The organism is Asanoa ferruginea, assembly GCF_003387075.1.
In the GTDB taxonomy this organism is placed as follows: domain Bacteria; phylum Actinomycetota; class Actinomycetes; order Mycobacteriales; family Micromonosporaceae; genus Asanoa; species Asanoa ferruginea.
The window spans coordinates 1671208-1692215 of record NZ_QUMQ01000001.1 but is presented as its reverse complement, the minus strand read 5'-3'; the positions used below and the strand labels follow the sequence as shown (position 1 = coordinate 1692215).

Genomic DNA, 21008 nt, shown 5'->3' with positions numbered 1-21008 from the left:
ATCGGCGGTGACCCGCTGTTCGGGCGCGGGTCGCGCCGGTGTCCTCTCGTGAGGGCGGTGGGTGATGGCTGACGCGCTCGATCATCTCGCTGGGCCGGCGGGTGAGTTGCTCGCGCGGGTCGATGACGTGCTGGCCCGGTTCGGTTCCGCGGGCGACGATCCTGTGTGGATGCTGCTGCGCCGGGTGCGGGCTTTGCCGGGCGAGGCGGTGACGGCACTGACGCCGACGCTGTCGGCGGCGCCAGTTGCGGCGGCGGCCGCGACCGTGCGCGAGCGGGCCGGCCCCTATGCCGACGCCCAGGCCGCTTTGGCCGCGCCGGTGGCCTGGGAAGGTCCGGCGGGCGAGGCGTTCGCCGCACACGCCCAGCGGCTGGCCCGTGACCTCGGCGACGCCGCCGACGCGCTGGCGGCGACCGCCCGGCTGGCCGACGAGGTCGCCGCCTGGATCGCCCGCACGCGTTCACGACTGGCGGCGGTGCTGGCGGATGCGCTGGGTTCGGCCGAGGCGGTCTCGGTCGTGCTCGGCCTGGCCGACGCGCCCCGGTCCGCGTCGGCGATCGCCACCCGGGTGCTGGCGGCGATCGACGAAGCGGTGACCGACGGCGAGAGCCTGCTGCACCGGCGGCAGGTCGCCGGCAACCCGAGGCCGGCCGCGTTGCCGCCGGCCAGCTACGAGCGGATCACCCGGCTGAGCTTCTAACCCTCGACCAACGCCTCCAGCGGCACCTTCGGGTCCGCCAGCCGGGCCGGGTCGACGAGCGCGCGCGAGCGGATGAGTTCCTGGATGGGCTTGGTGACGTCCCAGACGTTGACGTTCATCCCGGCCAGGACCCGGCCGCCGGCCAGCCAGAACGCAATGAACTCGCCGGTGGCCGGGTCGCCGCGGAAGACGACCTGGCCATAGCCATCGGGCTCGACATACCCGGTGTATTCCATGCCCAGCTCGTATTGGTCGGTGAAGAAATAGGGCAGCCGGTCGTAGCTGGCGTCCTGGCCCAGCATCGCCCGGGCCGCGGTCTGCGGCTGGTTGAGCGCGTTGGCCCAGTGCTCGACGCGGATATGCCGGTCGAGGAACGGATGGAAGGCATTGGCCACGTCGCCCGCCGCGTAGACGTCGGGCGCGGAGGTGCGCAGGTATTCGTCGGTGACGATGCCATTGTCGACGGCCAACCCGGCCGCCGCCGCGAGCCCGACGTTGGGCGTGATGCCGACCCCGACGATCACCGTGTCGGCATCGATCCGGGTGCCGTCGGCGAGCAGCACACCATCCACAGTGCCCGCTGCGCCGCTGATCTCGGCGACCTGCACGCTCGGCTGCAGGTCGACACCGTGGCGCAGGTGGAGGTCGGCGAAGACCTGGGCCACCTCGCGCCCGAGCACCCGCAGCAGCGGCAGCTCCGCGCTCTCCAGCACCGTGACGGCGGCTCCGGCCTCGCGGGCGGCGGCGGCCGTCTCCAAGCCGATCCAGCCCGCGCCGATGACGACGATGCGAGCACCGGGCCGGAACGCTTCCTTGAGCCGATCGCTGTGCTGCACCCGCCGCAGATAAAGGACCCCGTCGAGCTCGGCACCCGGCACGGTGAGCGGGCGCGGCGAGGATCCGGTGGTCAGCAACAGCTTCGCGTAGCCCAGCGTGCTCCCGTCGGCGAACGTGAGCTGGTGCGCGCCGGGATCGAGCGCTATGACCCGGGTGTTCAGCCGCAGGTCGACGTCGTGCTCCGCATACCACCCGGCATCGTGGACATAGATCTTCTCGCGCTCGTCCTTGCCGGACAGATAGCCCTTGGACAGCGGCGGGCGCTCGTAGGGGCGTTCGTGCTCCTCGCCGATCAGCACCACCGGCCCGGTGAAGCCCTGCTCGCGCAGGGTCTGTGCGGCCTTGGCGCCACCGAGGCCGGCTCCGACGATCGCGTACGCGTCGTGCTTGGTCATGGTTTTCCTCTCAGCCGACGACACGGGTGAGCGCGAGGAACTCGCTTCGGGAGCGCGGGTCGTCGCGGAGCAGCCCCAGCATGGTCGAGGTGATGGTGGTCGAGCCGGTGGCTTGCACGCCGCGCAGCGTCATGCAGGTGTGCTCGGCCTCGATGACGACGCCGACACCCTTCGGGGTGAGCTGGGTCTGCAGCCAGTCGGCGATCTGCTTGGTGAGCCGTTCCTGCACCTGCGGCCGGCAGGCGAAGTGTTCGACCACGCGGGCGAGCTTCGAGAGGCCCAGAATCCGCTGCCCCGGCAGATAGCCGACGTGCGCGGTGCCGACGAACGGCAGCAGGTGGTGCTCGCAGACCGAGCGCAGCGGGATGGCGCGGGCCAGGACCAGCTCGTCGTAGCCCTCGTCGTTGGGAAACGTGGTCAGGTCGAACGGCCGCGGGCTGAAAAGCTCGGCGTAGGCGCGCGCCATCCGCCCCGGCGTCCCCCGCATGCTCTCGGTGTCGGTGCGCAGGCCGAGCGCACGCAGAAACTGCCCGGCGGCCTGCTCGGCAGCGGCGAGGTTGACGCCGTCGCCCGCGGTTCGCTGCAAAGTCATTTCATGCACCAACAAGTATTGGACTTATTTCCGAGAAAGGTCAAGGGCCTGCGGGTGTACGGAGTTGTGCCAACAAAAGTTTGCGTTATTGTGAATAGATGACCGCCCCGGGCAGCCCCGTCGAAGCCCTCGCGGTGCTCGCCGACGAGCAGCGCCGACGGATGTTCGGCTTCATCCGCCGCGCCCGCCGGCCGGTCACCCGCGAAGAAGTGGCCGCCCACGCGGGGACCTCGACCAAGCTCGCCGCGTTCCACCTCGACAAACTCGTGGCCGCCGGTCTGCTGTGCGCCCGAGAGGAAAGCCCGGGCGGGGTCCGGAAGGTCGGCCGCAAGCCAAAGGTCTACGAGCCGGCCGACGCCGACCTCCAGGTCAGCATCCCCGAGCGCCGCCCCGACGTGATCGCCGAGATCCTGTTGGACGCGGTCCTCTCCCATGCGCCGGGAGACGACGGCCAAGCTGCCGCGCTGCGCGCCGCCCGCGTGCGAGGCGAGCAACTCGGCGCCGGCGAACGCGCCCGCCTCCGCCCTGGGCGACTCGGCCCGGAACGCTCACTGACCTTGACCGAGGCGCTGCTGGAGCGCCGCGGCTTCGAGCCAGTCCGCACCGCGCCGACCGAGATCCGGTTGCTCAACTGCCCGTTCCACGCGCTGGCCAGCCGCTCACCCGAGCTGGTGTGCGGGATCAACCACGCCTACCTCGGCGGATTGCTCGCGGGCCTGGAAACCAACGGCGTCGACGCCGCGCTGGCGCCCCGCCCAGGGCACTGCTGCGTCGAACTCCGCACCGACGGCGGCCACTCGCCGACCGACGCCCAGGCCTGCGCGAAGGACTAGCCGCCGCGCGGCCGGGGCTGCGTGAAGGACCAGCCGCCCGCGGCCGAGGGATGAGCGGGGCGGCGCGGCTGGTGCGAAGGATCAGTCGCAGGTCAGTGGCGGGCTCGGGCGAGGTGGGCCAGGGCGCCGATGACCGTGGCGTTGACCAGGGCGCCTATCGCTACCCCGACCAGCGGGATCGCCGCCAGCAGCGAGATCGGTGCGGTCAGGATCAGCATGTAGATCGCGCTGAAGGAGGCGTCCGGGCTGGTCAGCGCGGAGTCGACCGCGGCGAACGCCACTGCCGCTGCGACCAGCAGCAGATAGATCCGGCTGGGCCAGTTGTCGATGGGGAAGCGGAGCCAGGCGCGCCATGCCGGGGTGCTGGTCATCAATGCATGGTGCCCGGCGGGTGCAACGGCCCGGACACGGCGACGGCGTCGCGCTCGGGAGCAACCGCTCCGGCAGCGACGCCGTGGCCCTTTCCTGCACCCCCCGCAGGCTTGGTGTTATCACTCAACGCCAACCGGCGGGACTTGTCCCGCGATCGATGCGGCTTTCAACCTTCCGGCGACCGACATCGATACGAATCGGGGGTCGGCACGACCCGAGTGTGCCGACCCCCGAAGCTTGACGCACCTCGGCCAACGACGACCCGCATGGAGGGTTGCGGCACAGGGATGTGTCCCATTCGTACGGACAATGCAAATCGTCCGAAAGGCGCACGGTCGTGTACGCCACACCTAGCGACGTAAGGTGGCGGGCATGGGCATGCTGTGCGCGGTCAGCTTCAACCGTTACGGCCGCCTCTACTACCTCGATCCGGTCGACCTGACCCCCGTGGTCGGCGACCGGGTGCTCGTCCCGACGGACGACGGCCCCGAGGTGGCGGAGTGCGTCTGGGCCGCGCAGTGGGTCGACGACGACACGTCGGGCTTCCCCAAGCTGGCCGGCATGGCCACCGAGGTCGACCTCCAGCGTGACGAGACCCAGCGCAAGCGCAAGGCCGAGGCCAAGGCGGCGGCCAAGAAGCTGATCCGCGAACACGCCCTGCCGATGAAGGTGGTCGCCGTCGACCACGTGCTCGACCCGTCCGGAGCGAGCGCCCGCACGACGATCTACTTCACCGCGCCGCACCGGGTCGACTTCCGGTCGCTGGTCCGCGACTTGGGCGCGACCCTGCACTGCCGGGTCGAGCTACGCCAACTCTCCGCCCGCGACTCGGCCCGCGTGCAGGGCGGCATCGGCTCCTGCGGTCGCGACCTGTGCTGCGCGACGTTCCTCACCGACTTCGAGCCGGTGACGATCCGGATGGCGAAAGACCAGGACCTACCACTCAACCCTCTGCGCATTTCGGGCGCATGCGGACGTCTCATGTGTTGCCTGAAATATGAACATCCTTTGTACCAAAGCTTCCAGGCCAGCGCGCCCGCAGTCGGCACCAAGGTCACCACTCCAGAGGGCGACGGCCGGGTGGTCGCACACAGCGTCCCCCGCGACTCGGTGGTGGTCCGCCTCGACGCCGACGGCTCCCGCTGCTCGTGCAGCCGCGCCAGCGTCTGCGGCCCCCGCAAGGCCCACGACGCCCAATACAACAGCGCCGACGCCTGACCGAGTCCCAGCCGGCACACGAGGCCGCGCCGCAGCGGATGCGACGGAGGGACTGCTGGCACGCAGGCGCCTTTGCGGCTCGCGACCTGCGATTCGCGGCTCGCGCGCGGCGTGGCCGGCGAGCGCCAGCGGCCTTGGGACTGCCGCTTGGGCGAGGCCTTAGACCACCGCGCGGGTCCGCGACTGCGGCTCCCGCGGCTCCGCCTTGCGGCCGCCGGTTCGCGGCTTCCGTCTTGCGGCCGCCGGTTCGCGGTCTCTGGCTTGCGGCCGCCAGTTCGCGGTCTCTGTCCTGCGGCCGCTAGTGCGCGGCTTCCGCTTTGCGGCCGCCGGTTCGCGGTCTCTGGCCTGCGGCCGCCAGTTCGCGGTCTCTGGCCTGCGGCCGCCAGTTCGCGGCTTCCGTCTTGCGGCCGCCAGTTCGTGGTCTCTGGCCTGCGGCCGCCAGTTCGCGGCTTCCGTCTTGCCGCCGCCAGTTTGCGGCCTCTGGCCTGCGGTCTGGCCGCTAACGGTGTCCGCTCGGCACGCGCGGGGCTGACTGGTGTCGGGCACGGTCGACGGTGGCGGTCCGGCCTTACGCATCGTCGATGCGGGCATGCCTGCCGGCGCGGCGGGTGTCTGTTCGGGCGTACATGTTTTGGCATGTACGCACATGCCAAAACATGTACGCCGCGAAAGGCATACCCGACCCGTCGGCGGTAGGTCGGGCTTTGGGGTGAGGGCGACCGGCGGCGGACGCCGCAGCGGAGCGAAGCGGAGCGGGCTCTGGCGGGAGCGACGGTCGCGCCCACCGCGAACCCGAGCCATGAATGTGAATTTGGCCTAGCGGAGGACGAAGGGTTCGTCGGCGGGGCGGTAGACGAGGTTTTGCGCGGGCTCCAGCCAAGGCCGGTCGTCGGGAGCGGTTGGGTTGGTGCGCCACTCGCGGCAGATGCGGTCGACCGCGAACGGGTAGACCGTCAGCGCCCCGTCGGCCGCGATGTGCAGGCGCAGGAAGCTTTTGACGTCGTCGATGCCCTGGCCGGCGTAGAGCTCGTTGATGTTGACACCGAAGCGGCTGGCGATGAGCAGGTAGAGCGCTACCAACTGGGAGCCGATCAGGCCGGATACCGGCCAGTAGACGGCCAGCGCGCCGATCAGGGACAGCGGCCACGGCCAGTCCGGGATCGGGGTCATCAGCCAGACCCAGGTGCCTAGCGCGGCCAGGCCGATTTGTCCCAACCCATGACCGACGCCCAGGATTGCGTGGCGCCAGGAGCGTTTGCCGGTCGCCGTTGGTGGCTTGGCGAAGAAGACTGTCGCGAGCAGGGTGATCACCAGCATGCTGACCAGCGGGATGCTGAACAGGCGCAGGCCGGTCTCGTTGCGCTGCTGGGTCGCTATCCCCGCCATCGCCAGCATCAGCAGCGTTTGCACGCCGCCGAGCAGCGTCGTGAAGCCCGCGTTGCGGGTCGGGAGCCGGCCGAAGATGCCCCAACCCAGGCGGCGCGAGGTCGGCGCGTCGGGGTAGGTCGCCGTCAGCTGGAACGGGCGTGACTGGCTGGACCGCCTCGACAGGGTGTCCGTCGGCGGCACGGTGATCTCGGGCGGCAACTGATGGGTGGGATACATGTAGGCGCCGCCACCGCCGCAGGTGACCAGCTCGCGGTCGACGCCCGAATAGCGCGCGTAGTGGTGCAGGTCGCCGGAGAGCATGAGGCGGACCCGGGCTCCGGTCGGCGCGATGATCGTGCGGATGAAGTAGTCGACCGCACCGTAGGCGTCGGGGTGCTCGGTGGTCGCCTTGACCCACGACGGCTCCGGCACCGCCAGGATGACCTTGCTGTCGGGGCCGAACTGGCGGGCCGCCGCCTCGAAATAGTTGAGCTGCGGGTCGTCGACGTAGGCGCCGAACTGCTCGTCGAGCGCCAGCAGCCACCAGTCGGCCGGCAGTCGCACGGCAAAATAGGAACGAGCCTGTTTGGTACGCCAGCCGCCGAGCGACGCGTCCCGCTGCCGGGCGAACAGGCGCAGGAACGCGGTCAGGCCGTCATACCAGTCGTGGTTGCCGGGCACCGCGTAGAGCGTCGGCTGCGGCGTGGAATCCGGCGAGCACGGCAGCGCCGCGGTGTAGGGGCCCTTGCACCGGTCTTCGTAGGCCGGCGCGCTCGCCGTCGGATAGACCTGGTCGCCGCCCATCACCAGCATCTGGCCGCGCGGCAGTGTTTGGCCGTCGAGCTCGAGCTCGGGCTGGGCCAGCAGGTAGGCGATCGAGTAGGTGGAGTTGAAGCCGTCGCCCAGGTCGGCCACGTAGTCGAGCCACAGCTCGCCGTCGGTTCCGGGCTCCTCGATCACGTCGCCGGGCAGCGCGTTCTGGAGTTCGCGCTTGTCGAGATAAGCGCCGAAGAGAATGGCCAGGAGGGTACGCACGCCGGTGCTCAACAGCAGCAGCGGTCCGAGCCACGGCACCGGCGGGCGGGGGTTGAAGCCGAGCTCGATCGGGTTCATCGTGCGCGGGCGGGGTCGCCGGGTGGGCGTGGCCTCAGACTGCGGGAGGCGCTCGACGGGGGGCGACACGGTGGCATCATCCGTCACGTGCGGGAGCCTAGTCCCGGCCGCCGGGCGACGGACAGCCGTCGATCGGGAGTCTGACCGGTGGCGTGACACCCGACCCTGTGTCGTATGCTGGGCGGGCCGTACCACGGGCACGCCCGGCGGTGGGCACGCCGCCTTAGCTCAGTCGGTCAGAGCGACGCACTCGTAATGCGTAGGTCCCGAGTTCGATTCTCGGAGGCGGCTCCAAAACCAAGTTTTGCCAACCCCGCCGTGGGTAGCGATAACCCTATGAACGCACCCGAACGGCGCTGGGACCCCTTCGCAGAACTCCAGTCTCTCCGGGCCGAACTCGGCCGGCTCGTCGGGTCCGGCTTCGGTCGTGCCGCGTTGAACAACATCGACCTGGACCAGACCGACGAAGCCTTCACGATCACCGCGCGGCTGCCCGGCGTGGCGCCCGAGGAAGTGGCGCTCGACGTCGATGTGCGCGAGGTCGTCATCCGCGCCCGGACCGAGCCCGAGGCCGGTGCGGAGCGGGCGTTCGAATACCGGGTGGCGCTGCCGGCCGACGTCGACCCCGACCGGGTGGACGCCGTCATGGATCACGGGCTGCTGACCGCGACGCTGCCCCGGGTCGTGCGCGGCGGGCGGCGAACGATCGTCCTCGGGTCCGGTGGGCGCAACACGATCGAGGGCGGCCGGCCGACGCACTCCGATCCGGCCGCTGACCGGGAGATGCACAGCCCCGACGCGACGCCGTGATCAAAGTGGCACGTGTCTCCTGATCCCGGCTGACCAGGGGGTCCGGCAGTGGTGCGCTGCACATTCGCTGGCAGATGCAGGTAGTTCAGCAGAACACTTGCGCAATGAGCACCGACACCCCCGCCCGCCCCCAGTTAAGCCATCGCCAGATCCTGCTACTCATGTCGGGCCTCATGCTCGGCATGCTGCTCGCGGCCCTCGACCAGACGATCGTGGGAACCGCGCTGCCGACCATCGTCGGCGAGCTCGGCGGGATCAACCACTACTCGTGGGTGGTCACGGCCTACCTGCTGGCGTCGACGGCGTCGACCCCGCTCTACGGCAAGATCTCCGACCTGATCGGGCGCCGCCCGGTCTTCCTGTTCTCGATCGGCACGTTCCTGGTCGGCTCGCTGCTGGCCGGCCTGTCGCAGAACATGACCGAGCTGATCTTCACCCGCGGCATCCAGGGCATCGGCGCCGGCGGCCTGATGACGCTCGCGTTCACGATCATCTCGGACGTGGTCTCGCCCCGGGAGCGCGGTCGCTACCAGGGCCTCTTCGGTGCTGTCTTCGGTGTCGCGTCGGTCGCCGGCCCGCTGGTCGGTGGCTACTTCGCCGAGACCAACTGGCGCTGGATCTTCTACATCAACGTGCCGCTGGCGATCGTGGCCATCATCGTCGCGTACCGGGTGATGCGGTTGATCCCGTTCCACAAGCGCGAGCACAAGATCGACTGGCTGGGCGCCGGCCTGCTGGTGATCGGCGTCAGCGCGCTGCTGCTGGCCCTGAGCTGGGGCGGTTCCGAGTACGCGTGGACCTCCGGCACGATCCTCGGCCTGTTCGCGATCGGCGCCGTGTTCACCGTGTTGTTCCTCGTCCAGGAGAGCCGGGCGTCGGAGCCGATCCTGCCGCTGCGCCTGTTCCGCCGGCCGACGTTCGCCCTGGCCAACGGCGCGGGCTTCATCCTCGGCCTGGTGATGTTCGGGTCGATCATCTTCATCCCGCTCTACCTCCAGATCGTCAAGGGCGCGTCGCCGACCAAGAGCGGCCTGCTGATGCTGCCGATGATGGCCGGCGTGATCGTGACGTCGGTGCTCACCGGCCGGGCGATGAGCCGGATCGGCCGCTACAAGTGGTTCCCGGTCGCCGGCTCGGTGCTGCTCGGCCTCGGCATCCTGCTCTTCACCCAACTCCAGGTGGACAGCTCGCTCGGCGTCGCGTTCTGCTACATGGTGCTGATCGGCATCGGCCTCGGCCTGTCGATGCAGTCGCTGATCATGGCGGTGCAGAACGCGGTCGAGATGAAGGACCTGGGCGCGGGTACGAGCGCCGTCACGTTCTTCCGCTCGCTCGGCGGCTCGTTCGGCGTGGCGATCCTCGGCGCGGTGCTGAGCAGCCGGCTGGCCACCGAGACGGCCCTCCGGGTGCCGGACTCGCTCCGCGGGCTCACCCCGGAGCAGACCGCGTCGGTGCAGGGGACCCTCGGCACCGGCACCATCTCGATCAACGAACCGTCGAAGATCCTGGCGCTGCCGGACGCGGTCCGCAACGCGATCCAGGTGTCGTTCGTCGACTCGCTGCACACCGTGTTCCTGGTCGCCGGCCTGATCGCGATCGTCGCGGTGGTGGTCACGGTGCTGCTTCCCGACCGGGAGCTGCGCGGCGGCCCGGCCGGCCAGCCGCCGACCGCGGCCGAGATGGAAGCCAAGGCGGAGTCGCTCATCTAGTCGGATGTGAGCTGCGACACTAAGTTGTTGGTATGCGCAGCACGATGATGGACGCCCCGCTCCTTGTCTCCCGGATCCTCGATCACGGCGCGACCGTGCACGGCGCGTCGGAGGTGGTGACCTGGACCGGGGCCGAGCCACGGCGGATGACCTACGCCGAGGTCGGCGCGACGGCCGCACAACTGGCCCATGCGCTTCGCGACGACCTCGGCGTGACCGGCGACCAGCGGGTCGCGACGTTCATGTGGAACAACAACGAGCACCTGGTCGCCTACTTCGCGGTGCCGAGCATGGGTGCCGTGCTGCACACGCTCAACATCCGGCTGTTCCCCGACCAGGTGGCGTTCATCGCCAACCACGCGCAAGACCGCGTGGTCCTCGTCGACTCGACGTTGATCCCGTTGCTGGCCAAGGTGTTGCCGCAGATGAGCACCGTCGAGCACGTCGTGGTCGTCGGGGGCGGCGACCCGGCGCCGCTGCTCGGGCGGGTCACCGTGCACCACTGGGACGACCTGCTCGCCGGCAAGCCGACCACCTTCGACTGGCCCGAGGTCGACGAGCGCGACGCGGCCGCGCTCTGCTACACGTCGGGCACCACCGGCAACCCGAAGGGCGTCGCCTACTCGCACCGGTCGATCTGGCTGCATTCGATGGAGGTCTGCATGCCGGAGGCCTTCGGCCTCAGCTCGACCGACCGCGAGCTCGCGATCGTCCCGATGTTCCACGCCATGTCGTGGGGCATCCCGTTCGCCGCGTTCATGTCGGGCGCGTCGCTGGTCATGCCCGACCGCTTCCTGCAGGGGGCGCCGATCGCGCAGATGATCGCGGCGCTGCAACCGACCAAGGCCGGCGCCGTCCCGACCATCTGGAACGACGCGCTCGACCACATCCAGCCCGGCTCCGCGCTGCGCGAGGCGATCGTCGGGGGCTCGGCCTGCCCGCCGGCGCTGATGAACGCCTACAAGGAGCGGCACGACGTGCAGATCGTGCACGCCTGGGGGATGACCGAGATGTCCCCGCTGGGCTCGGTGTCCCGCCCGCCGGCCGGCGTGACCGGCGACGAGGAATGGGCCTACCGCTACACCCAGGGCCGCTTCCCGGCCGGCGTCCAGGCGCGGATCATCGGCCCGCTCGGCGAGCAGGTCCCCGCCGACGGCGAGTCGGTCGGCGAACTCGAGGTCCGCGGCCCCTGGGTGACCGCCCACTACCTGGGCGAGGAAGAGCCCGACCCGGAGAAGTTCCGCGACGGCTGGCTGCGCACCGGCGACGTCGGCACCCTCTCGGCCAACGGCTTCCTGACCCTGACCGACCGAGCCAAAGACGTGATCAAGTCGGGCGGCGAATGGATCTCGTCGGTCGAGCTGGAAAACGTGCTGATGGCCCACCCGGCGGTGCTCGAGGCCTGCGTGGTCGGCGTGCCCGACGAGCGCTGGGACGAACGCCCGCTGGCGACCGTGGTGCTCCGCGAGGGCACCACCGCGACCGCCGACGAACTGCGCGCGTTCCTGGGCGAGCGGCTGCCGAAGTGGCAGCTCCCGGAACGATGGAGCTTCATCCAGGAAGTCCCCAAGACCTCGGTCGGCAAGTTCGACAAGAAGCGAGTCCGCTCCGACTACGCCGGCGGCACCCTGGAGGTGCACACGCTCGCCTGAACGCGGTTGCCGGTGGCGTACGTTGTGCGTACGCTCGGACCATGAGTGCGAAGGCTGAGCGGCTGCACCTACGTCTCGACCCCGAGCAGAAGGCTCTGCTCGAGGCCGCGAGCGAGGCCACGGGTTCGACGGTTTCGACGTTCGTGCTGACGGCTGCCACCGACGCGGCGGCCAGCGTCCTCGCCGACCGGCGCGTCTTCGTGCTCGATGACGATGCCTGGCGCGCCTTCGACGAGGCCCTTGACCGGCCCGCTGCCGAGGTCTCCGGCCTGCGCGACCTGCTGACGGCGCCGACCGTGCTCGACCCGGACCGGTCCGGAGACGGCACGTGAGCTTCCGGTTCGCCGCGGTCGAGTCGCTGTCGCCGGCACACGCCCTTGACGGCTTCGACTGCGGCTCGGCCGCGCAGTCGGAGTGGCTGGTCGACCACGCCCTCCAGGCCCACCGGGCTGGCCTGTCCCGGGTCTACGTCGTGCGCGGCGTCGACGACGACGAAGATCGGGTTGTCGGCTTCTACGCGTTGGCGGCTGGCAGCGTCGCACCGGCGTCCGCCTCCCGGCGGATGATGCAGGGCGCGGGTCGCTACTACCAGCCCGTCGTGATCCTCACCCGGCTCGGCGTCGACAAGACGGTGCAGGGGGTTGGCCTCGGCCGAGCGCTGGTCGTCGACGCCCTCCGCCGGGTCGCGGGCGCCGCCGAAGTTATCGGCGTCCGCGCGCTGCTGATCCACTGCGAGTCTGAGTCGGCTCGCGACTTCTACCTGACCCTGGCCAAGTTCGAGCCCAGCCCCACCGACCCGATGCACCTGTTCCTACTGATCAAAGACCTCCGCCGCGCCGTCGCGCCCTAGGCCGACTTGCGGGTTGTCTTCTTGGCCGGGGCCTTCTTCGCGGCGGGCTCGGCCTTCTTCGCCGCCGCCGTCTTCTTCGCGGGTGCGGCCTTCTTCGCCGCCGGCTCGGCCTTCTTGGCCGCCTTCTTCGCCGACGTGATCGGCGTCGCCGGGCGGGCCTCGCCCTCGTCGGAGTCGGCCGGTGCCTCGCCGCGGGCGGCGCGGGCGCGTTCGACCGATGCCTTCAGCGCCGCCATCAGGTCGACCGCCGCGGACGGGGCCTCTTCCTGCTCCTCCGGCTGGACGATCTCGCGGCCCTCGACCTTGGCGTCGATGACCTCCTGGAGCGCGGCCCGGTAGTCGTCGGTGAACGCGTCGGGCACGAAGTCGCCGGCCATCGAGTCGATCAAGGAGCTGGCCATCGCGAGCTCGGGCGGCCGCACCGAGATGTCTTCGTCGAGGAAGCCGAAGTCGGCCTTGCGGATCTCGTCGGGCCACAACATCGTGTTGAGCAGCAGCACGCCGTCGCGGACGCGCAGCGTCGCCAACTGCTCCCGCTGGCGCAGGGCGACCTTGACGATCGCCACCCGGTCGGAGTCGCGCAGGGCGTCGCGGAGCAGCACGTAGGGCTTGGTGGCCGTGCCCTCGGGCTCCATGAAGTAGGCCTTGTTGTAGAGGATCGGGTCGACCTGCTCAGCGGGCACGAACTCCAGCACGTCGATCGCCCGAGAGGTGGAAAGCGGCAGCTCGGCGAAGTCCTCATCGCTCAGGATGACCATCTCGCCGCCGCCGATGTCGTAGCCCTTGGCGATGTCGTCGTAGGTGACCTCTTCGCCGCAGACCGAGCAGGTGCGCTTGTAACGGATGCGGCCGCCGTCTTCCCGGTGCACCTGGTGGAACCGGATGTCCTTTTCCTCGGTCGCCGAATAGAGCCGAACCGCGATCGACACCAAGCCGAACGAAACGGCGCCCTTCCAGATTGCGCGCATGACGCTCCCATCGTGCTGCCCGAAAACCCCCGCCGCCCGATAGCAGCCCGGACACCGACCATGCTCGCACCGTTACGGGCTACTTACCAGCGTGCGAGGCACCTACGCTGGGAGCGTGCCGATCAGACCGATGCTGGCCAGCACGGGTGAGCTGCCGTCCGGCGCCGGCTGGATTTACGAGTTCAAATGGGACGGCGTACGCGCGATTGCCGATATTTCCCGCGGCGAGCGGCGCTTATGGGCGCGTTCCGGTGCGGAGATCACCGCCGCTTATCCCGAGCTGACCGGGCTTCGCGACGTGACCGACGACGCACTCTTCGATGGCGAGGTCGTGGTTTTCGACGCCAAGGGCGTGCCGTCGTTCACCCAACTCGCCGAGCGGATGCATGTCCGCGACAAGGCCCGGGCGGCCCGGCTCGCGGCCACCCTCCCGGTCACCTACATGATCTTCGACCTGCTCCGGCTCGGTGGAGAAGACCTGACCGGCCGCCCGCTGGCCGAGCGGCGGGCCGCTCTCGACGGGCTCGGGCTCGGCGCGTCGCACTGGCAGGTGCCGCCGACCTTCACCGACGGCGAGGCGACCCTGGCGGCGGCGGAGGAATACCAGCTCGAAGGCGTGGTCGCCAAGCGCGCCGGCTCGCTCTACCGGGTCGGAGTCCGTACCCCCGACTGGGTCAAGGTCAAGTTGGAGAGCACCGCCGAGTTCGTGATCGGCGGCTGGCGCCCCGGCGTCCGCAAGATCGGTGGGCTGCTGGTCGGCGCGCCCACCGACGCGGGCCTGGCCTTCCGTGGCCGGGTCGGCGGCGGCATCAGCGCCGCGGCGGAGCGGGCGCTGCTCAAGGTGCTCGAGCCGCTGGTCGTGCCGGGCAGCCCGTTCGTCACCGGCGACCAGTCGGTGCCCCGGGAGGATGCCCGCGGCGCCATCTGGGTAAAGCCCGACATTGTGCTCGAAGTGAGATATGGCCAGCGAACGCCTGACGGACGCCTGCGGTTCCCGCGGTTCCTGCGGCTGCGGCCCGACATGACGCCGGAGGACGTGACCGATGGTTAAGCAGCCGACCCGCATCCGGGTGGAGGTCGAGGGCCAGGAGGTGGAGCTGTCCAACCTGGACAAGGTGCTCTACCCGGCCGCCGGGTTCACCAAGGGCGAGGTGATCCACTACTACACCCAGGTCGGCCCGATCCTGTTGCCGCACCTGCGCGACCGGCCGCTGACCCGGATCCGCTACCCCAACGGCGTCGACGGGCCGTCGTTCTTCGAGAAGAACGCGCCCGGTGGCACGCCGAAGTGGGTGCGGCTCAAGGAGTTGCCGACGCCCGGGTCCAGCCAGGGCCGGGAGACCATCGACTTCGTCGTCTGCGACGACCTGCCTACGCTGGTCTGGGTGGCCAACATGGCCGGCCTGGAACTGCACACTCCACAGTGGCGGATCGGCCGGAGCAAGGAGCCCAAGCCCGACCTGATGGTGGTCGACCTCGACCCGGGAGCGCCGGCCGGGCTGCCTGAGTGCGCCGCGGTCGCCGCGCTGTTGCGGGAGCGGCTGGCCGCCGACGGCATCGACAGCTACCCGAAGACCTCCGGCAAGAAGGGCATGCAGCTCTGCTGCCCGATCGCCGGAACCCAACCCGCCGAAATCGTCACCGGGTACGCGAAGGTGGTCGCCGAAGAACTGGAGAAGGCACACCCGCGCCTGATCACCTCGAAGATGGCCAAGAACCTGCGCCCCGGCAAGGTGTTCATCGACTGGAGCCAGAACGCGGCGGCCAAGACCACGGTCGCGGCCTATTCGCTGCGGGCCCAGCCGACGCCCACCGTCTCCACGCCGCTGACCTGGGACGAGGTCGAAGACGGCGCGGTGCGGCAGTTTACGGCCGGCGAGGTGCTCGACCGCGTGGCGGAGTTCGGCGACCTGATGGCCCCCCTGCTGGAGAAGGGCCCCAAGGTCCCGAACAGCCCACCCGCGGTCGGCCCTCGCGTCGGTCGTTAAGGCCCTGTTTCATAACTGGGCCTAGGCCAAGACGTCGTCGGCGTCGACGATGGTGTACGCGTACCCCTGCTCGGCCAGGAATCGCTGCCGGTGTGCGGCGTATTCGGTGTCGATCGTGTCCCGCGACACCACGGTGTAGAAGTGTGCCTGCCGCCCGTCGGCCTTCGGGCGCAGCACCCGGCCGAGCCGCTGCGCCTCCTCCTGGCGGGAGCCGAAGGTGCCGGACACCTGGATCGCCACCGCCGCCTCGGGCAGGTCGATCGAGAAGTTGCCGACCTTGGAGATGACCAGGGTGGGGATCTCGCCGGTGCGGAACGCCTCGAAGAGCCGCTCGCGCTCCTTGTTGGTGGTGGCGCCCTGCACGATCGGCGCGTCGAGATAGTCGCCGATCTGGTGTAGCTGGTCGATGTAGGCGCCGATCACCAGGATCTGGTCGCCCTTGTGCTTGTCGACCAGGGCCCGCACGACGGGCAGCTTGGTGCGTGCGGTCGCCGCCGCCCGGTAGCGCTCGTCGGTCTCGGCCGTCGCGTACGCCATCCGCTCTTCGTCGGTGAGGGTGACCCGCACCTCGATGCACTCGGCGGGCGCGATCCAGCCCTGCGCCTCGATGTCTTTCCACGGCGCGTCGTAGCGCTTCGGCCCGATCAGCGAGAACACGTCGCCCTCGCGGCCGTCTTCGCGGACCAGCGTCGCGGTCAGGCCGAGCCGGCGGCGGGCCTGGAGGTCGGCGGTGAACCGGAAGATCGGCGCCGGCAGCAGGTGCACCTCGTCGTAGATCACCAGGCCCCAGTCGCGCGCCCCGAACAGGTCGAGGTGGGCGAACGATCCGTTTCGCCGGGTGGTCAGCACCTGGTAGGTAGCGATGGTGACCGGCCGGATCTCCTTGCGCTCGCCGGAGTATTCGCCGATCTCCTCCTCGGTCAGCGAGGTGCGGGCGATCAACTCGCGCTTCCACTGCCGGCCGGCGACCGTGTTGGTCACCAGGATCAGCGTGGTCGCCTTGGCCTCGGCCATCGCCGCCGCGCCGACCAGCGTCTTGCCGGCGCCGCAGGGGAGCACCACCACGCCGGAGCCGCCGGCCCAGAACGACTGGACGGCCTCGGTCTGGTAGGAGCGCAGGTGCCAGCCGTCTTGCGCGAGGTCGATCTCGTGGGCCTCGCCGTCGACGTAACCGGCCAGGTCTTCGGCCGGCCAGCCGAGCTTGAGGAGGGCCTGCTTGAGCCGGCCGCGCTCGGAGGGGTGGACCACGATGGTGTCGTCGTCGATCTTGGCGCCGAGCATCCCGGCGAGCTTCTTGCTCTTGGCGACCTCGATCAGCACCATCCGGTCGGTGGCGCGCAGCGTCAGCCCGTGGGTGGGGTGGTTGACCAGTTGCAGCCGCCCGTAGCGGTCCATCGTGTCGGCGACGTCGACCAGCAGCGCGTGTGGCACCGGGTAACGGGAGAACTTGATCAACGCGTCGACCACGCTCTCGGCATCGTGGCCGGCGGCGCGCGCGTTCCACAGGCCGAGCGGGGTCAGCCGGTAGGTGTGCACGTGTTCGGGTGAGCGTTCGAGTTCGGCGAAGGGTGCGATGGCCATCCGGCAGGCGACCGCGTCTGGGTGATCCACCTCTAGCAGCAGGGTCTTGTCGGACTGGACGATCAGCGGGCCGTTGTTCACGCGGGCACTCCAGGGTCCGGAAGGCGACCCTCCAGTGTTGCACGGAAGAAAACGTGAGGCGATCCGCAACCGTCCGGGGCTCTCGAACGTCTATCAATCGACGACCGCTCTGGGGAGGGCCTCTCGATGCATGGTGTGCGCGGAACGACCGTGCGTCTCGTAGCCGTCGCGATCGTCACGGTGGTCGGTGCCGGCGCGTGTGCGTTCGCGCCGTCGCAGCCATCGGCGGCGGGTGCGAATCCGGTGCCGGTGAGCGCGACGGTCGGAACGGGGGCGAGCGGCCCGCCGGACCCGACTGCCACGAAACCACCGGCCCCAGCGACCCCGAAGCCGAGCAAAACTACCCAAAAACCCAAACCAAAGCCGCAGTCCAAGCAGCTTGGGTGCCCGACCGGCGACCACCAGCGCGAGGTGGAGGCGATCCTGGCCGACCTCGGCTCGTTCGGCCCGATCACGATCGACGGCAAGCAGTCGGAGCAGGACTGCAAGACCATCAAAAACTTCCAGCAGCGGTTCGGCGTCTCGCCGGCCGAGGGGCGCGCCGGGCCGACCACCGCCAATGTGGCGAAGCGCATAGCGGCCACCGACCCGCGCAAGTGCAAGGCCGGCAAGGGCTTGACGTTCTGCGTCGACCTGACCAACCAGACCGTGCTGGCCATCCGCGACGGCAAGGTGATCCTCGGCCCGACCGTGACCCGCACCGGCATGGCCGGCGGGTTCCAGACGCCGGCCGGCAACTACAAGATCAACTTCCGCAACATCAAAGAGTGGTCCAACCCCTACAAGGTGTGGCTGCCCTACTGGCAGCACTTCATCAACGGGATCGGCTTCCACGAGACGACCACCTACATCCACAACGGCGCGATCGGGTCGCACGGCTGCGTCAACCTGTTGCCCGCCGACGCGCGGAAGCTGTGGAGCCTTGGCAAGGTCGGCACCCCGGTCCACGTGTACGGGCGTCGCCCAGGAACGTGACGGTGTGCGACGCTGGATGGCATGGACGTCGATGAATCCGCACCGGTCTCGCGGCTGACCGTCGCCGCCTACGCGCTGCTGGGCGCGTTTCTGGTCGGCTGGTTCCTCTATGGCTGGCTGGTGCAGCGGCAGGGTTTCGTCGCCTCGGTCGGCGAGTCCGTCGGCACCGGTTTCGCCGCCCTGCTGTTCGTCTCGATCGTCGGCGGCATCCGCCGGGCCCGGGGCTGAGGCCAGCCCTACCCCCAAGAGGCCCGTTGGCGTTACTGATCTCGCGGGCCGCAACGGCTGCAATATACGAGTGGAGACGCAGGCGACGCACCGGCCGCTGAACGCGCCGGAAACGACCCCATCGGCGGTCGAGCTACACGGGGTGACCCGGGTGTACGGCACGCGTACCGCGGCCGTGCGCGCACTAGACAATGTGGACGTCGGGTTTCCGGCCGGCTCGTGGACGGCGGTGATGGGCCCGTCCGGCTCCGGTAAGTCGACGCTGCTGCACTGCGCCGCCGGGCTCGAACGGGTCAGCTCCGGCCGGGTGGTGGTCGCCGGGCAGGACATCACCGACGCTTCCGACGCCGAGTTGACCCGGCTGCGCCGTACCGTGCTGGGCTTCGTCTTCCAGAGCTTCAACCTGATCGGTTCGCTCACCGCCGAGCAGAACGTGGCGATGCCGCTGCGGCTCGCCGGGCAGCGGCCACCCCGCAAGGTGGTCCGCGAGGTGCTCGCCTCGGTGGGCCTGGCCGACCGGGTGCGGCACCGCCCCGGTGAGCTCTCCGGCGGCCAGCAGCAGCGGGTGGCGATCGCTCGCGCGATGGTCACCCGGCCCGCCGTGCTCTTCGCCGACGAGCCGACCGGCGCCCTCGACACCAAGTCGGCCCGCACGGTGCTGCGGATGCTGCGCGGGATGGTCGACACGAGCGGCCAGACGATCGTCATGGTCACCCACGACCCGGCCGCCGCCGCGGCCGCCGACCGGGTGGTCTTCCTCGGCGACGGGCGAGTGGTCGACCGGCTCGACCGGCCGACCGTCCGGCTCGTCGCCGACCGGCTCGCCCGCTGGGAGGAATAGCCATGCTGCGGATGTCGTGGAGCACGTTCCGGGACCGCTGGCCGGTATTCGTCGGCGCGATCCTCAGCGTCTGCCTCGGTGTGGCGCTGGTGCAGTCGTCGTTGCTCACCCTGGTGTCGGCGGCGACCGCCAAGGTGCCGCCGGGCCTACCGCCGGAGCAGGAAAGGGCGATCCGCGACGGGTACGTCGGCGCCATCTCCCTGCTCGGCATGACGCTCGGCCTGGCCGTCTTCGTCGCCGTGTTCGTGGTCAGCTCGACGTTCGCGTTCACCGTGGCGCAGCGCCGCCGCGACCTGGCGCTGCTCCGCATGACCGGCGCGGCCCGCGGCCAGATCCGGACGCTGCTGGTGGGTGAGGCGCTGTTGCTGGGCGTCCTCGGGTCCGCCTTCGGTGCGCTGCTCGGCGTGCCGGTGATGCGCCTGCAGGGCGCGATGCTCGACTCGTTCGGCTTCGTGCCGGCAGGCTTCACCGGCCAGTGGCGGCAGTGGATCCTCGGTGTCTCCTTCGGCGTCGGCATCGGTGTCGCCGTCGTGGGTGTGCTGGCGGCCTCCCGGCGGGCCAGCAAGGTGCGCCCGCTCGAGGCGCTCCGCGAGGTCGGCGCGGCGGCCCGGGTGATGACCGCCTCCCGCTGGGTGTTCGGCCTGCTCTTCCTCGCCGGCAGCATCGCGATGCTGATCCTGGTCGCTTCGGTCGGCGGTGAGGCTGCCCTCCCGCTGTCCATCTGCTCGTCGTTCACCCTGGTGACCGCGTTCGCGGCGTTCGCACCGCTGATCGTGCCGCTGGTGGCGGCGCCGTTCGGGCTGCTCTTCCGGGGCCGGCTGGGTGTGCTCGCGCACGCCAACCTGCGCACCGGCGTCCGACGCAGCGCGTCGACCGCGGCGCCGATCATGGTGCTGGTCGCCTTTGTCGTCGGAATGGCCGGCACCACCGGGACGATGACCGAGGCCGGGCGCCAGGAGATCAGCCGCGACCTGAACGCCGACCTGGTGCTCAGCACCGACCGGCCGGCCCGCGACCAGGTGGCCGCGGTGCCCGGCGTCGCAGCCGTCTCCGAGGAGTCGCAGGTCAGCTTCGACCTCGGCGCCGATGACGGCGACGGCGGCTTGGAATACGAAGGGACGACCGGCCTCGCCGTCGACCCCGTCGGTTACGCCGCGACCCACCGGATGGCGGTCACCGCCGGTAACCTCGCCGACCTGCGCGGAGCGTCGGTCGCGGTCAGCCCGAGCGAGAGTGGCGGCTGGCGGGTCGGCGACCTGATGCCGGTGCACCTGGACGGTGGCCCGGAGCAGTTGCGGGTGGTCGCGCTGCTGCCGGAGACGGTTTCCGGCCCCTACATCCTCTTGCCGTCCGACCTGCGGCGCGACGGCCCGCGGCAGTACGTCATCCGCGCCGCCGATCCGGCCGCGGCCGCCACCGCGCTCGCCGGGCTCGGGCAGGTGATGACCACCGCGCAGTGGGTCGACGCCTACACCGACGACCAGCAGCAGATGAGCACCAACATCATGATCGCGCTGATGGGCATGGCGATGGTCTACACGCTGATCGCGATGGTCAACGCCGTCGTGATCGCCGCGTCGGACCGCCGGGGCGAGTTCGCCGCTGCCCGGGTCACCGGCCTGACCCGAGGCCAGGTGGTCGGCGCTGCGCTCGCGGAGTCGCTGGGCGTGGTCGCGATCGGCGTGCTGCTCGGCATCCTGGCCGCGGCCGGCACGCTGGCCGGGATGGCCGCCGCCGTGCGCGACATGATCGGGATCAGCGTCGCCAGCGTGCCGTGGGCGCTGGGCGGCGCCGTGGTCGCGGTCGCGGTGATCGTGGTGGCGACGGCCAGCGTGCTGACCACGCTCTCCGCCACGCGTACCCCCGCGATCCGGTTGGTTGCCGCTCGTGAATAGGA

Annotated in this window: 20 protein-coding genes and 1 tRNA gene; 15 read left to right on the top strand and 6 right to left on the bottom strand. The window is 70.3% G+C overall.

Annotated elements, in window-relative coordinates; all coding sequences use genetic code 11:
* Positions 1-64: 64 nt before the first annotated feature.
* Positions 65-700: a hypothetical protein gene (locus DFJ67_RS08270; RefSeq protein ID WP_116067336.1), complete on the top strand. Its 636-nt coding sequence runs from the start codon at positions 65-67 to the stop codon at positions 698-700.
* On the opposite strand, the gene DFJ67_RS08265 is transcribed toward DFJ67_RS08270, so the two are convergent.
* Together DFJ67_RS08265 and folE are read right to left on the bottom strand one after the other, a co-directional pair.
* Positions 697-1932: an NAD(P)/FAD-dependent oxidoreductase gene (locus DFJ67_RS08265; protein ID WP_116067335.1), complete on the bottom strand. Its 1236-nt coding sequence runs from the start codon at positions 1930-1932 to the stop codon at positions 697-699. The two genes, DFJ67_RS08270 and DFJ67_RS08265, sit on opposite strands and share 4 nt — an antisense overlap.
* 10 nt (positions 1933-1942) lie before the next feature.
* Positions 1943-2524 carry a GTP cyclohydrolase I FolE gene (gene folE, locus DFJ67_RS08260; protein ID WP_116067334.1) on the bottom strand — a complete coding sequence of 194 codons (582 nt, stop codon included), beginning with the start codon at positions 2522-2524 and terminating at the stop codon, positions 1943-1945.
* Positions 2525-2622: 98 nt separating this feature from the next.
* Between folE and DFJ67_RS08255 the strand changes: the two genes are divergently transcribed.
* A complete protein-coding gene (locus tag DFJ67_RS08255; RefSeq protein WP_116067333.1) occupies positions 2623-3357 on the top strand; it encodes a helix-turn-helix transcriptional regulator in 735 nt (244 codons plus the stop codon).
* Positions 3358-3449: 92 nt separating this feature from the next.
* On the opposite strand, the gene DFJ67_RS08250 is transcribed toward DFJ67_RS08255, so the two are convergent.
* A complete protein-coding gene (locus tag DFJ67_RS08250) occupies positions 3450-3728 on the bottom strand; it encodes an SCO4225 family membrane protein (protein ID WP_116067332.1) in 279 nt (92 codons plus the stop codon).
* A gap of 373 nt (positions 3729-4101) precedes the next feature.
* On the opposite strand from DFJ67_RS08250, the gene DFJ67_RS08245 reads away from it, so the two are divergent.
* Entirely contained in the window at positions 4102-4947 is an 846-nt protein-coding gene (locus DFJ67_RS08245) for a PSP1 domain-containing protein (RefSeq protein ID WP_116067331.1), read from the top strand.
* An 816-nt stretch (positions 4948-5763) separates the two neighbouring features.
* Here the strand turns inward: DFJ67_RS08245 and DFJ67_RS08240 are convergent.
* Positions 5764-7629 (bottom strand): metallophosphoesterase family protein, encoded by a 1866-nt coding sequence (locus DFJ67_RS08240; RefSeq protein WP_409362964.1) that lies wholly within the window; start codon positions 7627-7629, stop codon positions 5764-5766.
* 16 nt (positions 7630-7645) lie between these two features.
* Between DFJ67_RS08240 and DFJ67_RS08235 the strand changes: the two genes are divergently transcribed.
* The 6 genes from DFJ67_RS08235 to DFJ67_RS08210 all read left to right on the top strand — a co-directional run bounded on the left by DFJ67_RS08235 (position 7646) and on the right by DFJ67_RS08210 (position 12449).
* Positions 7646-7722 (top strand) — tRNA-Thr (locus DFJ67_RS08235).
* 42 nt (positions 7723-7764) lie between these two features.
* Positions 7765-8238 carry an Hsp20/alpha crystallin family protein gene (locus DFJ67_RS08230; protein WP_116067329.1) on the top strand — a complete coding sequence of 158 codons (474 nt, stop codon included), beginning with the start codon at positions 7765-7767 and terminating at the stop codon, positions 8236-8238.
* A 161-nt stretch (positions 8239-8399) separates the two neighbouring features.
* Positions 8400-9947: an MDR family MFS transporter gene (locus DFJ67_RS08225; protein WP_239097488.1), complete on the top strand. Its 1548-nt coding sequence runs from the start codon at positions 8400-8402 to the stop codon at positions 9945-9947.
* Positions 9948-9979: 32 nt separating this feature from the next.
* The gene (locus tag DFJ67_RS08220; protein WP_116067327.1) at positions 9980-11599 is read left to right on the top strand and encodes a fatty acid--CoA ligase; all 1620 of its coding nucleotides are present in this window, start codon (positions 9980-9982) and stop codon (positions 11597-11599) included.
* A 41-nt stretch (positions 11600-11640) separates the two neighbouring features.
* Positions 11641-11931: a type II toxin-antitoxin system TacA family antitoxin gene (locus tag DFJ67_RS08215; RefSeq protein ID WP_116067326.1), complete on the top strand. Its 291-nt coding sequence runs from the start codon at positions 11641-11643 to the stop codon at positions 11929-11931.
* On the top strand, positions 11928-12449 hold the full coding sequence (locus DFJ67_RS08210) for a GNAT family N-acetyltransferase (RefSeq protein ID WP_116067325.1): 522 nt from the start codon (positions 11928-11930) through the stop codon (positions 12447-12449). The genes DFJ67_RS08215 and DFJ67_RS08210 overlap by 4 nt, the downstream gene beginning before the upstream one ends.
* Here the strand turns inward: DFJ67_RS08210 and ku are convergent.
* Entirely contained in the window at positions 12446-13417 is a 972-nt protein-coding gene (ku, locus tag DFJ67_RS08205; RefSeq protein WP_116067324.1) for a non-homologous end joining protein Ku, read from the bottom strand. The two genes, DFJ67_RS08210 and ku, sit on opposite strands and share 4 nt — an antisense overlap.
* A gap of 130 nt (positions 13418-13547) precedes the next feature.
* Between ku and ligD (DFJ67_RS08200) the strand changes: the two genes are divergently transcribed.
* Positions 13548-14468 carry a non-homologous end-joining DNA ligase gene (ligD, locus tag DFJ67_RS08200; protein ID WP_116067323.1) on the top strand — a complete coding sequence of 307 codons (921 nt, stop codon included), beginning with the start codon at positions 13548-13550 and terminating at the stop codon, positions 14466-14468.
* Positions 14461-15405, top strand: coding sequence for a non-homologous end-joining DNA ligase (gene ligD, locus DFJ67_RS08195; RefSeq protein ID WP_116067322.1), 945 nt, complete (start codon positions 14461-14463; stop codon positions 15403-15405). Before ligD (DFJ67_RS08200) ends, ligD (DFJ67_RS08195) begins: the two co-directional genes overlap by 8 nt.
* A 21-nt stretch (positions 15406-15426) precedes the next feature.
* Here the strand turns inward: ligD (DFJ67_RS08195) and DFJ67_RS08190 are convergent, their stop codons facing one another.
* Positions 15427-17067, bottom strand: coding sequence for a DNA repair helicase XPB (locus DFJ67_RS08190; RefSeq protein WP_116067321.1), 1641 nt, complete (start codon positions 17065-17067; stop codon positions 15427-15429).
* Between the two features lie 411 nt (positions 17068-17478).
* Here DFJ67_RS08190 and DFJ67_RS08185 point away from each other — a divergent pair, with 411 nt between their 5' ends.
* The 4 genes from DFJ67_RS08185 (at position 17479) to DFJ67_RS08170 (ending at position 21006) form a co-directional block, all read left to right on the top strand.
* Complete coding sequence (locus DFJ67_RS08185; protein WP_308442575.1) at positions 17479-18042, top strand: L,D-transpeptidase; 564 nt, start codon at positions 17479-17481, stop codon at positions 18040-18042.
* A 21-nt stretch (positions 18043-18063) separates the two neighbouring features.
* Positions 18064-18270, top strand: coding sequence for a hypothetical protein (locus DFJ67_RS08180; protein ID WP_116067319.1), 207 nt, complete (start codon positions 18064-18066; stop codon positions 18268-18270).
* Positions 18271-18340: 70 nt separating this feature from the next.
* Positions 18341-19111, top strand: a complete 771-nt coding sequence (locus tag DFJ67_RS08175; RefSeq protein WP_170215764.1) for an ABC transporter ATP-binding protein — start codon at positions 18341-18343, stop codon at positions 19109-19111.
* Between the two features lie 2 nt (positions 19112-19113).
* Complete coding sequence (locus tag DFJ67_RS08170) at positions 19114-21006, top strand: FtsX-like permease family protein (RefSeq protein ID WP_116067318.1); 1893 nt, start codon at positions 19114-19116, stop codon at positions 21004-21006.
* Positions 21007-21008 lie beyond the last annotated feature (2 nt).

Bases quoted from the DNA above. Each gene is read 5' to 3' on its own strand.
- DFJ67_RS08270 (WP_116067336.1), top strand. From the start codon at position 65: ATGGCTGACGCGCTCGATCATCTCGCTGGGCCGGCGGGTGAGTTGCTC.
- DFJ67_RS08265 (WP_116067335.1), bottom strand. From the start codon at position 1,932: ATGACCAAGCACGACGCGTACGCGATCGTCGGAGCCGGCCTCGGTGGC.
- folE (WP_116067334.1), bottom strand. From the start codon at position 2,524: ATGACTTTGCAGCGAACCGCGGGCGACGGCGTCAACCTCGCCGCTGCC.
- DFJ67_RS08255 (WP_116067333.1), top strand. From the start codon at position 2,623: ATGACCGCCCCGGGCAGCCCCGTCGAAGCCCTCGCGGTGCTCGCCGAC.
- DFJ67_RS08250 (WP_116067332.1), bottom strand. From the start codon at position 3,728: ATGACCAGCACCCCGGCATGGCGCGCCTGGCTCCGCTTCCCCATCGAC.
- DFJ67_RS08245 (WP_116067331.1), top strand. From the start codon at position 4,102: ATGGGCATGCTGTGCGCGGTCAGCTTCAACCGTTACGGCCGCCTCTAC.
- DFJ67_RS08230 (WP_116067329.1), top strand. From the start codon at position 7,765: ATGAACGCACCCGAACGGCGCTGGGACCCCTTCGCAGAACTCCAGTCT.
- DFJ67_RS08225 (WP_239097488.1), top strand. From the start codon at position 8,400: ATGTCGGGCCTCATGCTCGGCATGCTGCTCGCGGCCCTCGACCAGACG.
- DFJ67_RS08220 (WP_116067327.1), top strand. From the start codon at position 9,980: ATGCGCAGCACGATGATGGACGCCCCGCTCCTTGTCTCCCGGATCCTC.
- DFJ67_RS08215 (WP_116067326.1), top strand. From the start codon at position 11,641: ATGAGTGCGAAGGCTGAGCGGCTGCACCTACGTCTCGACCCCGAGCAG.
- ku (WP_116067324.1), bottom strand. From the start codon at position 13,417: ATGCGCGCAATCTGGAAGGGCGCCGTTTCGTTCGGCTTGGTGTCGATC.
- ligD (WP_116067323.1), top strand. From the start codon at position 13,548: ATGCTGGCCAGCACGGGTGAGCTGCCGTCCGGCGCCGGCTGGATTTAC.
- ligD (WP_116067322.1), top strand. From the start codon at position 14,461: ATGGTTAAGCAGCCGACCCGCATCCGGGTGGAGGTCGAGGGCCAGGAG.
- DFJ67_RS08180 (WP_116067319.1), top strand. From the start codon at position 18,064: ATGGACGTCGATGAATCCGCACCGGTCTCGCGGCTGACCGTCGCCGCC.
- DFJ67_RS08170 (WP_116067318.1), top strand. From the start codon at position 19,114: ATGCTGCGGATGTCGTGGAGCACGTTCCGGGACCGCTGGCCGGTATTC.